This window comes from Pseudomonas sp. NFACC08-1 (assembly GCF_900106735.1).
GTDB lineage: Bacteria > Pseudomonadota > Gammaproteobacteria > Pseudomonadales > Pseudomonadaceae > Aquipseudomonas > Aquipseudomonas fluorescens_Q.
The window spans coordinates 181420-197311 of the sequence record NZ_FNNL01000009.1 but is presented as its reverse complement, the minus strand read 5'-3'; the positions used below and the strand labels follow the sequence as shown (position 1 = coordinate 197311).

The window sequence follows — 15892 nt, the reverse complement described above, 5'->3', positions numbered from 1 at the left end:
CTTCCCCCGTATCGGCCTGAACATGGACATCGATCTCGCCCGCACCTTCCTGGAAATCGTCCGCCACGGCAGCCTCGCTGCAGCGGCCGAAAAGCTGCACGTGACCCAGACGGCGATCACCGCCCGGGTCCAGAAGCTCGAAAGCCAGCTTGGCTGCGCGCTGTTCGTACGCAATCGTGCCGGCGCGCGCTTGACCAGCGATGGCGAGGCGTTTGTGGTCTACGCCAACCAGCTCGTGCAGACCTGGGAAGCGGCCCGTCGGGACCTGCCACTGCCCGAGGGCTATCGCAACGTCTTGCACCTGGGGGGCGAGGTCAGCCTGTGCAATCCCTTGATGCTCGCCTGGGCCGGCGAGCTGCGCCAGAAAATTCCCGGCCATGCCCTGCGCATGGACATCCGCGACGGCGAGAAACTGCTACAACAGCTGGAGCTGGGTCTGCTGGACGCGGCAGTGGTCTATCAACCCGAATACTGGCCGCGCCTGCAGGTAGAACAGCTGCTGGAAGAGAAACTCATCCTGGTACGCCTGGCCGCCCGTCCCGAGCCCTACGTGTACATCGACTGGAGCGCTGACTTCCGGCGCCAACACGACACCGCGCTACCGGACAAGGCCAAGGCCGCCGTGACCTTCAACCTCGGCCCCCTGGCCCTGCAGTACATCCTGGAAAACGGCGGCAGCGGCTACTTCCGCACCCGAGTCGTGCAGAGCTACCTGGACAGCGGCATCCTGGAACGGGTGCCCAAGGCACCGGAATTCAACTACCCCACCTACCTGGTCTACTCCCGCGATCGGGATTCAGCGGCGTTGCAGCAGGCATTCGAGGTGTTGCGAGAGATCGTCAAGACCGGCAGCGACTGGTCGCAGCGCTGGGATCCATTGACCTGATAAATCCCCTTGCCACAAAAGTGTAAAACCTGCCAAAGCGTTTTTCCGGGTGCCCCGTGTCGAATGGTTTTAGGGCTGCTGCGCAGCCCAGCGGGAGCAAGCTCCCTCGCCACGGGTTCATTGAGTTTCGCCCTACACGTTCAGGGCCCTTCAAAAAGGGCCCCTCAGGCAGGCCAGCCTCACGGCTCCTTCAATTTGTCTGCAATCTTATCTTTGAGCAGCAAGCGTTTCTTCTTGAGCGTCTCCAGGACATCGTCGGACAGCCCCGGCGATGATGGTTTTTCAGCGTCAACGACCTCGGCATCAAGTTGGGAATATTTCTGAAGTAACGAGTCGAGCCTCGGATCCTCGCTGCGTTTTTGCTGGATGTGGTCTTTTGTGCAGTTCAGGTCCTGGCACAAATCGTGGGACACCGGCATGGAACACCTCCTTCAGTGGGTCGGTGGAAGACGCCTTTACAGCGCTCATCGATAATCAGGATGGCCTCGTCGACGGGGTTCTGTCGACCGCCAATCCGACCAGCGGTGACCGTTCGTCGTAACGCAATGCGCTCCAATCAAACCTTTGTCTGGCCCCCGCTCTCCATTGATCAGAGACGAAAAGAATCGCTCTTTCAACCTGTGTGGAGACTTACCTATGGACAGATTCACCCTGCGTCAACTCGGCCTGGCAATTGCCCTGAGTACCAGCACGGGCATGGCATGGGCCGCGACTTCCAACGACTTTGTCGATAACGCGGCGGCCGGTGGAATTGCAGAAATCGAGACCAGCAAACTGGCCTTGGAAAAAAGCCAATCGGCGGACATCAAGGCATTCGCCAACAAGATGATCACTGACCACACCAAGGCCAACGAAGAGCTGAAAGCCCTGGCGCAAAAACATGATATCGAGGTACCCGACGACACCACGTTGATGAAAAAAGCCAAGGCGAAGATTCTCGACGTGCGCGATGAGTCTTTTGATGCGGCCTATGCCAACAACCAGGTCAAGGCCCACGAAGAAACCATCGTCCTGTTCAAGAAAGAAGCCGAAACCGTTACCGACGATAAGAAGGCTGGCAATACCGAACTCAAGGCGTTCGCCCAGAAGATGCTGCCAGACCTGCAACATCACCTGGAAGAAGCCAAGAAACTGCAGGCTGCTCATCCGAGCAAGTAATCCTGAGGCACAGAATAAGGGCCGTCTTCATGAAGATGGCCTTATTCAACCCAAGTCCATCGGTGTTCATGGCTACCGTTGGTCAGCACTGTCATTTCTGACAGTAGAATATTGCAACCCACGCTCCTAGGGTCTTGCTCAAGACCATCCTGCTGATACAAGCATCCAACCTCTTGGGGCTTTGCAGTCGCAGGTGCCGCGAAGCAGGAGCCAAGTCATGAGCGATGAACCGGTGTTAACGCAAAGCGCTGGCGGTATCGCGGTGAAAATTGCCGCACTGCTGGGATGGTTCGCATTGATCCTCCAGCTCTACCTGATCCTGACTTCGCGCTGGCAGGGCGGCAAGAGCCTGTGGGGCGCAGTAGACATCTTCTTTAGTTATTTTACGGTGCTGACCAATATCCTGGTGGCAGTGGTACTGACCTGCGCGGCCACCTCAGGGGATTCGGCGCTGCGGCGATTCTTTCTCAAGCCCACGGTCCAGGGCGGTGTAGCCGCTGCCATCATACTCGTGGGGGTGGCGTACAACCTGCTGCTGCGCAATGTCTGGAACCCCCAGGGCTTGCAGTGGGTGGCCGACGAATTGCTGCATGACGTGATGCCGGTGCTGTTCGTGGTCTATTGGTGGTTCTGCGTGCCCAAGGGCACTTTGCAATGGCAAGATGTCTGGCCGTGGCTGATCTATCCGCTGGTCTATTTCATCTACGCCTTGGTGCGTGGTTACTTTGTCGGCGCCTACCCCTATCCCTTTATCGAAGTGGACACGCTGGGTTACCCCCGGGTGTTCCTTAATGCGGTGATGGTACTGCTGGGATTCGTCGTGGTGTCTCTGGTGCTGATTGCCTTGGACCGCTGGAAAGGCAGGCACTGAGGCAGCCCAAGCGCCAAACGACTCATCAGCACCACTGTTCCGACAAATCGGGTTAGCGGTTAACCACCGTCGGTGTCGATATCCGCATCCGTGCTTTCGCCGGACTTCGGCCGATCTGGATCCGGCTCGAAGCCAGGGCTGAAGGTATTGTCGTTGTCCCGATGAAGATTCTTCTGATCGACCTCCGGGGCCGCGCTCTGGGCCTGGTCAGTCCCGGCGGGGCTGACGGACTGGGTGTCCGATGAGTCCGCCGCAAGCTTGGGATCGATCGCCGGGTCATTGCGCGGGGACGGGGTTTGCGTCTGGCCTTGTTGCTGGGTGTTTGCGGGATCGTCGTTCATAGGCACCTCGTTCATGACAGGGCCGGATGGATGACCGGTCTTGAACATTCGAAGGTGACGCGACGGCTTCGGTTCCATTTGTTTGCAGCGCCGCGATCAGCCGCCCAGCACACGCCTCACCATCCGGGTCAGCGCGTCCGGGCCGTAGGGTTTGCTCAACAAATGGGTATCGGGGCTCAGTTGATGATTCCGGGAGATGATGTCCCGGGTGTGCCCCGAGGTGAACAGCACCGGGACCGGCGGTTTCTGCACCTTGGCCCAGGCGGCCAGGTCGGAACTCTTGATCAGGCCGGGCATGACGACGTCGGTGAAGATCAGGTCGACCGAGATGCCTTCCAGCAGCAGCTTCATCGCCTCATCGCCGTTGGCGGCCGTGAGGGTCCGATAGCCGGACTGTTCCAGCAGTTCCACCGACGCGCTGCGCACCTCGTTGTTGTCCTCCACCACCAGGATCGTCTCTTGCCTGCCGGACTGAAGCACGTCGTGTTGCTCGGCTTCGCCCGCTTCGGGCGCAAGGCTTCGAGGGAAATACATCCGTACTCGCGTGCCCTCGCCCAGGTCGCTGGAGATCTCGATATGGCCGCCACTCTGCTTGACGAACCCGAACACCATGCTCAGTCCAAGCCCCGTGCCCTGGCCATCGGTCTTGGTGGTGAAAAAGGGTTCGAACACCTGCTTCAGGATCTCGGGCGGCATGCCGACACCGCAGTCGATCACCGACAGCCGGACATAGTCGCCGGCCGAGATCCCCTTGCCGGCACAGAACGCTTGATCGAGCACGATGTTCTCCCCAATCATGCGGATGGTGCCCTCGCCGCCCATGGCATCGCGCGCATTGATCGCCAGGTTCAACAGGGCGTTTTCCAATTGATTGCGATCGACATGGATGCACCAGGGCTCCTGGGGCAGGCTCACTTCAATCTGGATGGTTTCGCCCAAGGCCCGTTGCAACAGTTCACCCATGCCATCATAGATACGGCGTGGGTTGTAGACCGCCGGTGACAATGGCTGGCGCCGGGCAAAAGCCAGCAGCTGCGATGACAACTTGGCCCCCCGCTCCACGGCTTCGATGGAGGCACTGACCCGCCGCTGCACGTTGACGTTGTCCCGTTCGTGGCGGGCCAGCAAGTGCAGGTTGCCGGCAATCACTTGCAGCAGGTTGTTGAAGTCATGGGCCACGCCGCCAGTGAGACCGCCAATGGCCTCGAGCTTTTGCGACTGACGCAACTGCTCTTCTGCCGCCAGCCGCGCCTGCACCTCGTCGGCGACCCGCTGTTCCAGGTCGCGGGTGAATTTGAGCAGCGAAGCTTCGGCTGTCTTGCGTTCATTGATGTCAATCAGTACACCTGGAAAACGCAAGGGCTTGCCCGTGGCATCGAATTCGCAGCGACCGCTGGCCAGCACCCACCGGTAATCACCGCCCACGCGGCGCACCCGATATTCAGCGCTGTAAGGGATGCCCGTGCGCAAGGTCAGTTCGATCCGCTGGTTGACCTCTTCGAGGTCATCCGCGTGGATGCGCTGGCGGGCAATTTCGATGGGCAGTGCATCCAGCGAACAGTCTGGCGGGTAGTTGAAGGTACGGGCGAAACGCTCATCGCCCGACAGTGTGTCGGCCTGGATGTCCCAGACGAACGACCCCAGCAATGGTCCGGCCGAGAGGGCCAGTTGGATGCGCTCGTTGACGGCTCGGTAACTGCGTTCGGCCTCTTGCCGGGCGCGCTCGGTCAACACGAGCTCGGTGGTTTCCACCACAATCGCCAACACGCCCGCCGGGGACTGGTCGTCATCGGGCACCGGGCTGTAATAGAGGTCCATCCACACATCTTCAGGCTTGCCATCGCGTAGCAGGACCAGCTCTTTGCTGCGGTAGGACAAGGTGCCGCCGGCCAGGCAGACGTCCAGCACATGCCGATTGAATTCGGCGACCTCCGGCCAACCCAACTCCACTGCACACCCCAGCAGGTAAGGATGGCGGCCACCGGCAAACTCGGCATAGGCATCGTTGTAGATCATGAAGCCCTGGCGGCCCCACAACATCACCATCGGCAGGGGCGAAGCCAGCAACAACTGGACGGCACTGCGCAGGCTGGCGGACCAGTGCTCGATGGCGCCCAACTCGGTCCGGCTCCAATCGAACGCCCGGATACGCCCGGCCATTTCACCGCCCCATCCAGGGCACCCGTGATTTTGGGATAGAAACTGCATGATCGATTCTGAACCTCAAAATGCCTGCAGGGAGTCGGCATCCACAAACCCCTTGGGATCAGAGCTTCGAGCGCTGGGTTGGCGTTTGGTTTCATGCTGGTCGATCCAGGCCCGATCCTGTGGCAAGGGAGCTTGCTCCCGCTCGGCGGCGCAGCCGTCGTAAACCGGCTGATGCGGTGTGCCTGATGGATTGCGTAAACCATTTTTTTGGGGGGCTGCTACGCAGCCCAGCGGGAGCAAGCTCCCTCGCCACCAAAACGGCGGTGTTGCTGGGGCTCAGCGAAAGTCACGGCTTTGCACCTGGATACCCGCCAACAACTCGGTCAGGTCGCTCAAGCGCCCGGCGATCAGGTGGCGGACCTCGCCGACGCTTTCCCAGCGCCCGTCGACCTTGAGCAGTTGCGAGCCCACCAAGGTCTTGCGCTGGCGTTCGGCCAAGTCGCGCCAGACCACCACATTGAGGTTGCCGAATTCATCTTCCAGGGTGACAAAGGTCACACCGCTGGCCGTGCCCGGGCGTTGGCGACCGGTAACCAGCCCGGCGACGCTGACGTTGCGGCCATGCTCCACCTCTTGCAGCTCCCGTGAGCTGCGGCAGCGCCGTGCGCGCAGTTCGGGGCGCAGCAGGGCCAATGGATGAGGGCCCAGTGTCGTGCCGAGCGTGGTGTAATCGGCAAACAGGTTTTCCCCCAGCGTAGGTTTTGGCAGGGCCACGGGCGGTTCCTCCTGGCAGGGCAAACCGGCGAACAAGCCCAGTTGTTTCTGCACCCCGGCCACTTCCCAGCGGGCACGATGGCGATCACCAGCCAGGCCCTGCAAAGCCCCCGCATCGGCCAATTGCGCCTGGGCCCGGGCATCGAGCTGCGCGCGCTCGCCCAAGTCAGCCACGTCGCTGAAGGGCCGATGCCGGCGGGCCGCTTCGATACGGCGGGCATCCTCTTCGCGAAAGCCCTTGATCATGCACAGCCCCATGCGGATCGCCGGTTGTCGACCGTCCATGGGCTCGAGGCTGCAATCCCAATCGCTGGCGCGCACGTCCACCGGGCGGATCGACAGTTGATGCCGGCGGGCATCCTGGAGGATCTGGTCCGGGCTGTAGAACCCCATGGGCCAACTGTTGATCAGGGCACAGGCGAACGCCGCCGGTTCGTGGCATTTGAGCCAACTGCTGGCGTAGGTCAGCAAGGCGAAACTGGCGGCGTGGGATTCCGGGAAGCCGTAATTGCCGAAGCCTTTGATCTGTTCGAAGATTTGCGCGGCGAACTCAGCGGTGTAGCCGTTTTTTTTCATCCCCTGCGCCAGGCGTTCCCGATGGGGCTCCAACCCACCGTGACGTTTCCAGGCCGCCATGGAGCGACGCAATTGGTCTGCCTCACCCGGGGTGTAATCGGCCGCGACGATGGCGATCTGCATGACCTGCTCCTGGAACAAGGGAACACCCAGGGTGCGGTTGAGCACTTGCTTCAACGCTTCAGAGGGATAAGTCACCGCCTCTTCTTTGTTTCTGCGGCGCAGGTACGGATGCACCATCCCACCCTGGATCGGCCCGGGGCGTACGATGGCCACTTCGATGACCAAATCGTAGAACGTCTTGGGCCTCAGCCGAGGCAACATCGACATCTGCGCCCGGGACTCGATCTGGAACACACCGATGGTGTCGGCGCGACTGATCATTTCGTAGGTCGCCCGATCATCCTTGGGCAGCGACGCCAGGGCGTAGCGCTGGCCCCGATAGCGCTCGATCAAGTCGAAACAGCGACGAATCGCACTGAGCATGCCCAGGGCCAGGATGTCCACCTTGAGCAGCCCGACCGCGTCCAGGTCGTCCTTGTCCCACTGGATGATGGTGCGTTCGGCCATGGCGGCGTTTTCCACCGGCACCAGAGTGTCCAGGGGTTGCTCGGAAATCACGAAGCCACCAGGGTGCTGGGACAAATGCCGGGGAAAACCGATCAATTGCCGGGTCAGGCTCAGGACCCGGCGCAACACCGGGCTGTCCGGGTCGAAGCCACCTTCACGCAAACGCTCCACTGGCGGCGCCTCGTCGCTCCAGCGGCCACAGCAATCGGCCAGGGCGTTGACCTGGTCCGGCGGCAAGCCCAGGGCCTTGGCCACATCGCGCACCGCCCCGGCGCCGTGGTAACTGCTGACCACCGCCGTCAATGCCGCACGATGACGACCGTAGCGCTGGAACACGTACTGCAGCACTTCCTCGCGACGATCGTGTTCGAAGTCGACGTCGATGTCCGGCGGCTCGTTGCGCTCCCGGGACAGGAAGCGTTCGAACAACAGGCTGGTAAGGCTGGGATCGATTTCGGTGATGCCCAAGGCGTAGCACACCGCCGAGTTGGCCGCCGAACCACGCCCTTGGCAAAGAATATGACGGCTGCGGGCGAAGCTGACGATGTCCTGTACGGTGAGGAAATAGCTGTCATAACCCAGCTCGGCGATCAGGCTCAGCTCCTTGTCGATCTGTGCCCGCACTTTGTCTGTCACGCCATCCTTCCACCGCTCGCGCATGCCGCGCTCGGTCAGCTCCCGCAGCCAGGACACCGGATCATGCCCCGCGGGCACCAGCTCACGGGGGTATTGGTAACGCAGTTGGCCGAGGTCGAAGGTGCAACGCCGGGCGATGTTCAGGGTTTCGTCGAGCAAGGCCCGCGGATAGAGATCGGCCAGATCCTTGCGGCTGCGCAAGTGACGCTCGCCGTTGGGGTGCAAGCGCTGGCCAGCCTCGGCCACCGTGACGTGGTGGCGGATGGCGGTCATGGTGTCCTGCAGGGCACGACGGCCGCGCACGTGCATGTGCACATCACCACTGGCCACAACTGGAAGACCTAAGCGTTCGGCCAGCGCCAACGAGTCTGCCAATCGGCGGCGGTCGTCCTGTGCGCAATGCAACTGGACCGTCAGCCACAGGCGCCCGGCAAAGATCGACTGGAGCCAACGGCCGTGTTCCTCGGCGTCCTTGCCCTCGGCTATCCATAACGCCAGCAGCCCCGACAAGGGCTGGTCGAAGTCCTCTCGCACGATGCGATAGTGGCCTTTCTCGCTGCGCCGCCGGGCGCGGGTGATCAGCCGGCACAAGGCTTGATAGCCTTCCAGGTCTTCCACCAGCAACACCAGTTTCGGGCCGTTCTCGACCTGGATTTCGCTGCCGACGATCAGTTGCAGCTCCAGCTCCTTGGCCGCCTGCCAGGCCCGGACGATTCCGGCCAAGGTGCATTCGTCGGTGATCGCCAGGGCCTGGTAGCCCTGCTGCTTGGCGCGACGGCACAACTCCAGGGCGCTGGAGGCGCCGCGCTGGAAGCTGAAGTTCGACAGGCAATGCAGCTCGGCATACTCAACGTTCATGCGAACCAGCCCTGCAGCCACAGCGGCCCGCCCTCGCCCACCGTTCGATAGGCCCAGCCACGTTGTCCGCGGCGGGTTTCGATCAGGTAATAGTCACGACGCACATCCGCGCCGTCCCACCAACCGGTCTCGATGCGCTCGGGGCCCATGAGGATGTGCGCCTGACCTTGCGCCAATGCCTGGGGCTCCTCCAGCAGCCAGCCGGGACGCTGCACGCCGTCGCGCACCGGACAAGCCTGGGAGCGGGGCTGGGAGGTCATCTGCCAGGCGCACTCAGGCCGATGGTCGTCGCGAAACCCCAGGCCCTGCACGGCCTCATCCCCCAGCCGGGCCCGCAAGCGTTCGCGCAGTTGCTCCCAGGGCAATGATTGCTGGGGACGTTCGTCGAACAGCTCCAGGCGCTGGGGCACGAAACTCGGCAGGTCCTCGGCACACAAGCGAAAGCCCCGCACCGGGGCCTCGACCTGCACCTGTTCCAAGCGACCGCGGGCCAGTTCGAAGAGCATCGCCGGGGCCCGCTCGGCGCTGAGCAGGCCGACCTTGATCACTGTATCCGGCAACCCGGCATGCTCCAGGTGCAGGTCAAAGCGCTGCACGCCGCTGTCGCGCCCGCAGAGGAAGGCCGACAAGTCACCGGTCAGCCGGCGCAACGGGAACAACAGCGCTTGATGGGATTGCACGTCATAGTTGAGCTCGATGCGCACATCAAAACGGTCCGGCGGCAGGTAGAACGACAGCGCCAGGGTGCGATGGCCCATCAACGCGTCGAGGTGCTTGAGCACTTGGGCCTCGAAGCGCCGCGCCAGGGTCTGCCGGGGCAAGGCCTGGACCTGGCTCAAGCGGCGCAGGCCCATGCGCGACAGCGCCGTGGCGACGTCGGGTTCCAGGCCGATACGCTCCACAGGCATGTCTCCCAGGCACTGTTGCAAGGTCTCGGCGTCGGGCACCACCAGGGCGTCATAGGCATTGGCCAACACCCGTGCCGCCACCGGATTGGGAGCGGCGACGATGCGATGACGAAAGCCCAGCTCGGTCAGCTCGGCCCGCAAGCGCGCCTCGAACACCGGCCAGGGGCCAAACAGGCCAAGGCTCGACTCGATCTCGAACAGCAGCGTACGCGGGTAATGCACGCTGACCTGGGCGCTGAAACGGTAGGCCCAGGCCGCCAGGAACTGTTGCCAGTGTTCGATTTGCGCCGCGTCGTATTCGGCGGTGGCAAAGCCTTTGCTCAAGGCCTGGGCGGCGGTCATGGTCTGGCCAGGACGCAAGCCCAAGGCTCGTGCCGGCGCATTCACCGCTTGCAGCACCCGACGCTGGGCCGGACCGGTCAGCAATGCCAGGGGCTGGTCGGGATCGGGGCGCTGACGCAGCGCGGCGTCCAGCGCCAATTGCGGGAAGAGAATACAGACCCAGCGCATCGCAACCTCAATGCCCGGTTTGTGTGGCGAGCGTGGCAAAGGCAATCGGCGCCGAACGAGCCAACCCGCCGCGGCACTTGAGCACGCGCAATTGCGCCGGCCGGGTATCGATGGCGATGCGCAGCGCCGCTGGCGACGGATTGATGGCCTCCTGGATCGAGCGCCAGGCGAACGCCAGGGTCTGGCCGGTTTCCGCCGCCACTTGCAAACGGCGCAAGGCCCGGTCATCCGCCTGGCGGGGCCAACACAGCACCGCGCCACAACTGCCAGAACGCAAGCATTGTTCGGTGGCCCACAGGGCATCGCGCTCATCGGCGCGGATTACCGACAACTGACGCAGGTCGACGCCAGCGTTCTGCCAGGCCTGGGGATAGGGCACGAACGGTGGCGCCACCAGCACGATCCGCTCCCCCGCCGCCGACAGCCGCGCCAGGGTCGGCCACACCAGTTGCAACTCACCCACGCCCGGCGCGGCGATGAGCAGTTCCGTCAAGGCCGCCTCCGGCCAGCCACCACTGGGCAACGCCGCGTCCAGTGCCGCATGGCCGGTGGGTTGCGGGCTGGCGGCTGGCGGCGCAGGCCGGCCCTTCCAGACCTGGCCGCCGTTGAACAGCGTGTCCAGCGCAACGACAGCGCCCATCAGCCTTGCCTCACCAAGCCACAGAACACCCCTTCTATCGCCAGGTCCTGATCGGCCTCGACGATGATCGGCTGGTAAGCCGGGTTGCGCGGCAACAAACGCACCCGCTCGCCAATGCGCTCGAAGCGCTTGATGGTGACTTCGCCATCCAGGCGCGCCACGACAATCTGGCCGTTGGCGGCCTGCGGCGTGCGCTGCACACCCACCAGGTCACCGTCGAGAATGCCGTCCTCGATCATCGAATCGCCCTGGACCCGCAGCAGGTAATCCGGCGCCTTGGTAAAAATCGCCGGGTCCAGCATCAGGCGACTGTGGACCTCGGCATCGGCGCCGATCGGCAGCCCGGCAGCCACTCGCCCCAGCACCGGCACGTCCAGCAGCTCGGGTCGTGGTGGCTGGTTCAGCAAGCGAATGCCCCGGGCCTGGTGCGGATTGACCTCGATGAAACCGGCTTCGGTCAGCGCCAGCACATGCTTGCGCGCCACACTGCGGGAGGCAAAACCGAACGCCTCGCTGATTTCAGCGAGGCTGGGAGGCTGGCCCTGATCGGCGATGCGTTCGCGGATGAAGGTCAGGATGGCGGTGCGGCGAGGAGTGAGAGTCGTCATGGAGTACATTTGTACTCTTTAAGAATTTTTCTGACAAGCGCCGCCAGTCAGTTCACAGCTCGGGGCCGAGGTGTTCGAAGCCCAGTGGCTAGAGCCGGGCGTCGGCGCTCTCATTGCGAAACGCGCTCGGGCTCATGCCTGTCCAGCGCCGGAACGCCCGGCGGAAGCTGCGCACATCGCTGTAGCCGACTTCTTCGGTGATGCGCTCGATGGACAGCTCGGGATTGGCCAACAGGTTCAGGGTGCGGCTGCGACGCACCTGTTCGAGCAAGGTCTCGAAGGTCAGGTTGTGCTCACTCAGGCGCCGACGCAGGGTGCGGCTGCTCATGTTGAGATCACCGGCGATTTTCTCGATGTGGCTGCCACGGGTCAGGTCTCGGGCAATTGCCCGTTCCACGGTCTGGATCAGGTCAATCTTCTGGTGAACTTCGATGGCTTCCTGTTCCAGCAAGGCCAATGCCTGGCGCAGGGCCAACGAGTGGTGATTGGGCAAACGCATATCCAGCCAGCGCACGTCGATCAGCATGCGATTGTGTCGGCAACCGAAGTGCACATCCGGTCCCAGGATCCGCTGATATTCCTGGGCATAGGACGGCGCGGCGTGCATGAACTCCACGGCCAGGGGCTTGAAATCGGGCCCCGCCAGGGCCCGGCCATAGACCATCAGGCTGGCGAAGAACTCTTCCACGGCAAACACCTGGATCTCGGCGAAAGGCAGCCGGCAGGTCGCCTCGACCATGATCCGGCCAGTGGCTTCTTCGACGCTGGTCACCGCGATGCCACCGGTGGTGTGCTGGTAACGAACCCCCAGGGCAAAGGCATCGCGCAGGGTTTCGCACAATGATAGGACGTGGCCCAGCAGGCCGAGGGTGCCAAGCACGTTGCGGTCCCCCACCCACAACCCCAGCCCCTGCTCGGGCAACAGCTTGAGCGCCCGTTGAATCATGACCACGGCCTGGCGGTGGGAAATGCGCTGGGCGGGATCTTGCAGATCATCAAGGCCGAACCCCAGGCCGCGACACAGGCTGGCGGCATCGAAGCCCTTGTCCGCCACAACCTCGGCCAGGGTCTGTAGCAGGAATGGCGATACCAACGCCAATTCATAGGTCGGGTCGATGACTTTCATCTGCATGGGCGGGTTCCGGAGGACGTTAGGTCGCGTTTTTGTAACCGGTTATTTCACAAAGTTAGCATGCCCCGGCGGATCGTGGGGCACAAAAATCTGGCCGCCCAAGTCCCCTGTATGGCCGCCAATACCCTGCCCTGTTGGCGGCGAACGGCTTATTTGTATGGCTCGGACTTTCGGTGCATCTCCAACAATAATAATGAGCCCCCACATGAACCCGATCCGCACGACATTCGCCTTGCAATTGACCCTCGGCCTGGCCTGCGGCGGTGCCCTGCCCGCCCTGGCTACCGAATCGGGGGTGGACAACATCGGCCCGGGCACCGACGGCTTTTTTGTGTTGCCGCTGGAGGTCGACAGCCTTCCGGACCACATGGTCGCGTTCAACCTCTACTACAACCATTACAAGGCCCGGAAATTCAACATCAGTTCATTGGGCGGCGAACTGCCGGATGTCGAAATCGAATCCACGGCAGTGGTCCCGCGCATCGATTACCTGAGCCCGTTGCGGGTGGCCGGTGGGCGCGCGGGGATCTACATCGCCCAGCCCTGGATCAAGCAGGAAGTCTCGGTATTCGGCCTGCACGACACCCGCGAAGGCATGGGCGACACCACGATTTCGCCCATCGTGCTCTGGGACATGGGCAAGAACCTGACCCTGGCCGCGGCGGTGGAAATCACCGTGCCGACCGGCGAATACAGTACCGATCGACTGGCCAATACCAGCAACAATTTCTACACCTACAAGCCGCTGTTTTCCTTCACCTGGCTACCCACGGAAAACACCGAGGTGTCGATGAAAACCACCTACAGCTTCAACCGCAAGAACAAGGACACCGACTACCGCTCGGGGCAGATCTTCCACTTCGATTATTCCGCCAGCTACCGCGTGACCGACAACGTGATGCTGGGGCTCAACGGCTACTACCTCAAACAGACCACCGACGACAAACAGTACGGCCGCACCGTGCAATTTGCCGGGCAGGACGTCGACGACGGCGTACGCGGCCAGGTCTTTGCCATCGGCCCTGCGCTGCACCTGACCTTCCTCAAGTACGCCAGCGCCGAAATCCGCTGGGCCAAGGAGTTTGCAGTGGAGAACCGCACCGAGGGCGAAATGCTCTGGGCCAAGGTCAGTATTCCGTTTGCGTTCTAGAGTGTTTCACAGCACCTGTGGCGAGGGAGCTTGCTCCCGCTCGGCGGCGTAGCCGTCGTAAACCGGCTGACGCGATCTGTCTGGAAAGCAGTGTTATCCGATTGGGGCCGCTGCGCTGCCCAGCGGGAGCAAGCTCCCTCGCCACAGGTTTTGTGCCTGACAGGAATGACTGATGCACCGCCATCGCGAGCAAGCTCGCGCCCACAGGTTCTTCCTTCAGCTCAAACCCAGAATCGATGAAAGATGCCCATTGAGGAACTTGCCGCTGGGGTCCAGCGCCTGGCGCACCTCGGTGAATTCCGTCCAGCGCGGGTACAGCGCCTGGAGTGCCTTGGCGTTCAGGGAATGCAATTTCCCCCAATGCGGACGGCCCTGGTATTTCCAGAAGATCGGCTCGATGGCGGCAAAGAAATTGTGATGGTCCATCTGATAATGCTGGTGCACCGAGATCGAGCAACTGTCCCGGCCTTCGAACATGCTCAGGGCAATGTCGTCGGCCTTCACGTAGCGGTACTCAATGGGAAACCAGGTGCGCAGGTCCTTGTCGCGGATCAGCGCCAGAATCTCCCGCAGGCACGCCGGACCGTATTCGGCCGGCACCGAGTACTCCATCTCGTTGAAGCGCACAGTGCGCGCGTTGGCGTAGATGTCATGGGAGTCACCGACCCGGTCGTCGAAATCGGCCACCAGCCGCAGGCTGTTGAGCAGCGCTCGCCGGATCGTTGGAAAGTCGCTGCCGTACTTGTCGAGGTTTTCGATCAGGCTGACGAAATCGTTGCCGCCCTCCTCCTCGGGGCTGATCGGCGGCGTGGCCGGATCCGTGGTTTCGTTCAGGGTGATCGACAACGCATAGTCGGAATGGGTAACGACCTGCATTTCCCAGTGCTGATTGTCCCGGGTGTTGGTGCCCACGTCCTCGAGCAACTCCTCGGTTTTCGCCACCCACTGGTGCTCGCGCAAGCGATAGGCGGCGCGGTTCTGCAGGCGCACGCGAGTCACCAGCCCCAGCGCGCCAAGGGACACCCGGCCGGCCTTGAACACTTCTGGATGACGCTGGGCATCGCAATCGAGGACCGCGCCGCTGGCCGTCACCAGTTGCAGGCCGACCACTTGGGACGCGTACGAGCCGAAGGCCTTGCCAGTGCCGTGGGTCGAGGTGGCGATGGCACCGGCCAGGGTCTGGTAATCCACGTCGGCCATGTTCGGCAGTGCCTGGCCGATGGCCTTGAGCGCCGGACCCATGCGGGACATGGGCGTGCCACCGCCGAACTCGGCTTGCAGGCTGGCGGCATCATGAGCCAACAGGCCGCTGAAAAAACTCAGCGACAACAAGGTGCCGTCAGTGGGCACCAGGGCGCTGAAGGAATGTCCGGAACCCACCGGACGAATCCGCCCTTCGGCGCGCCTCACCACGTTCACCAGTTCATCGAGGTCCTTGGGGGCCAGGCGCGCCGCCGGCAAGCAGCTCTGCGCACCGGACCAATTGCGCCAGGGGATCAGCCGCGGCGCGCGCATCAACTCGGCCAGGGCGCCCTGGCTGCCCAGGGCCGTAAAGGCCGCGACAACGCCGGCCTGTTGCAGCAACCGACGCCGTGAGTAATCCATCGTCATGCCGTAGTACCCGTAGTTATTATTGGAAGTGATGACCGGACATGAAGGCGATCAGGGCCAGGAACTGTTCTTCGGAACAGTGCATGCACAAGCCCATCGGAGGCATGCCGTTGTAGCCGTTGATCGCGTGATCCAGCAGGGTGTCGGCGCCCTGGGCCACCCGTGGCGCCCAGGCGTTCGTATCGCCGGTCAACGGCGCCCCGGCACCGGGGTTGGCGTGGCAGAACTTGCAGCTGCTGTCGTAGACCTGAGCCAACGCCGCGTCGGCGGGCATGGCCGTGAATACCGTGGGCGCGGGCGGCTTGGCCTCATCGCCACACGCGGCAAGCAACGCGCCGAACGACACGACGGCAGCGGTTCGAAGCAGGAAGGAAGGCGTGATTGCCGACATAAGGCCCCTCATGGCGGCGCAAGGGTTGCGCCTTTCTTGTTGTGGGTCTGGCAGTTCCCACACTAAGGCACGCCACCGCGTTGGCTTGAGGTCATTGGGGGCCATAAAAGGGGGCTTGGGCGGC

The 15892-nt window shown here is 62.8% G+C and carries 14 protein-coding genes; 4 read left to right on the top strand and 10 right to left on the bottom strand.

Annotation, left to right across the window (positions count from 1 at the left end):
- Positions 1-22: 22 nt before the first annotated feature.
- Positions 23-886 (top strand): LysR family transcriptional regulator, encoded by an 864-nt coding sequence (locus tag BLU76_RS19760; RefSeq protein ID WP_003200177.1) that lies wholly within the window; start codon positions 23-25, stop codon positions 884-886.
- A gap of 179 nt (positions 887-1065) precedes the next feature.
- On the opposite strand, the gene BLU76_RS19755 is transcribed toward BLU76_RS19760, so the two are convergent.
- Positions 1066-1305, bottom strand: a complete 240-nt coding sequence (locus BLU76_RS19755; protein ID WP_072347631.1) for a DUF465 domain-containing protein — start codon at positions 1303-1305, stop codon at positions 1066-1068.
- A 217-nt stretch (positions 1306-1522) separates the two neighbouring features.
- Between BLU76_RS19755 and BLU76_RS19750 the strand changes: the two genes are divergently transcribed.
- Together BLU76_RS19750 and BLU76_RS19745 are read left to right on the top strand one after the other, a co-directional pair.
- The gene (locus tag BLU76_RS19750; protein WP_092223980.1) at positions 1523-2044 is read left to right on the top strand and encodes a DUF4142 domain-containing protein; all 522 of its coding nucleotides are present in this window, start codon (positions 1523-1525) and stop codon (positions 2042-2044) included.
- Positions 2045-2261: 217 nt separating this feature from the next.
- Complete coding sequence (locus BLU76_RS19745) at positions 2262-2915, top strand: Pr6Pr family membrane protein (RefSeq protein WP_092223978.1); 654 nt, start codon at positions 2262-2264, stop codon at positions 2913-2915.
- A 59-nt stretch (positions 2916-2974) separates the two neighbouring features.
- Here the strand turns inward: BLU76_RS19745 and BLU76_RS19740 are convergent, their stop codons facing one another.
- From BLU76_RS19740 to BLU76_RS19710, 7 genes are all read right to left on the bottom strand, one after another.
- Positions 2975-3256 (bottom strand): hypothetical protein, encoded by a 282-nt coding sequence (locus tag BLU76_RS19740; protein ID WP_170862004.1) that lies wholly within the window; start codon positions 3254-3256, stop codon positions 2975-2977.
- A gap of 96 nt (positions 3257-3352) precedes the next feature.
- Complete coding sequence (locus BLU76_RS19735) at positions 3353-5464, bottom strand: PAS domain-containing hybrid sensor histidine kinase/response regulator (RefSeq protein ID WP_092223974.1); 2112 nt, start codon at positions 5462-5464, stop codon at positions 3353-3355.
- A gap of 276 nt (positions 5465-5740) precedes the next feature.
- Positions 5741-8839 (bottom strand): error-prone DNA polymerase, encoded by a 3099-nt coding sequence (locus BLU76_RS19730; protein ID WP_218190247.1) that lies wholly within the window; start codon positions 8837-8839, stop codon positions 5741-5743.
- The gene (locus tag BLU76_RS19725; protein WP_063322019.1) at positions 8815-10236 is read right to left on the bottom strand and encodes a Y-family DNA polymerase; all 1422 of its coding nucleotides are present in this window, start codon (positions 10234-10236) and stop codon (positions 8815-8817) included. The genes BLU76_RS19730 and BLU76_RS19725 overlap by 25 nt, the downstream gene beginning before the upstream one ends.
- A gap of 7 nt (positions 10237-10243) precedes the next feature.
- Positions 10244-10876 (bottom strand): translesion DNA synthesis-associated protein ImuA, encoded by a 633-nt coding sequence (gene imuA / locus BLU76_RS19720; protein ID WP_063322020.1) that lies wholly within the window; start codon positions 10874-10876, stop codon positions 10244-10246.
- On the bottom strand, positions 10876-11493 hold the full coding sequence (gene lexA, locus BLU76_RS19715; protein ID WP_013692700.1) for a transcriptional repressor LexA: 618 nt from the start codon (positions 11491-11493) through the stop codon (positions 10876-10878). Before lexA ends, imuA begins: the two co-directional genes overlap by 1 nt.
- 79 nt (positions 11494-11572) lie before the next feature.
- On the bottom strand, positions 11573-12616 hold the full coding sequence (locus BLU76_RS19710; RefSeq protein ID WP_092223970.1) for an AraC family transcriptional regulator: 1044 nt from the start codon (positions 12614-12616) through the stop codon (positions 11573-11575).
- 205 nt (positions 12617-12821) lie between these two features.
- Here BLU76_RS19710 and BLU76_RS19705 point away from each other — a divergent pair, with 205 nt between their 5' ends.
- Positions 12822-13766 carry a SphA family protein gene (locus BLU76_RS19705; RefSeq protein ID WP_072347648.1) on the top strand — a complete coding sequence of 315 codons (945 nt, stop codon included), beginning with the start codon at positions 12822-12824 and terminating at the stop codon, positions 13764-13766.
- A gap of 216 nt (positions 13767-13982) precedes the next feature.
- On the opposite strand, the gene BLU76_RS19700 is transcribed toward BLU76_RS19705, so the two are convergent.
- Positions 13983-15281, bottom strand: a complete 1299-nt coding sequence (locus BLU76_RS19700) for a D-arabinono-1,4-lactone oxidase (protein WP_170867311.1) — start codon at positions 15279-15281, stop codon at positions 13983-13985.
- 115 nt (positions 15282-15396) lie between these two features.
- A complete protein-coding gene (locus BLU76_RS19695) occupies positions 15397-15768 on the bottom strand; it encodes a c-type cytochrome (RefSeq protein WP_092223966.1) in 372 nt (123 codons plus the stop codon).
- Between the last annotated feature and the right edge of the window lie 124 nt (positions 15769-15892).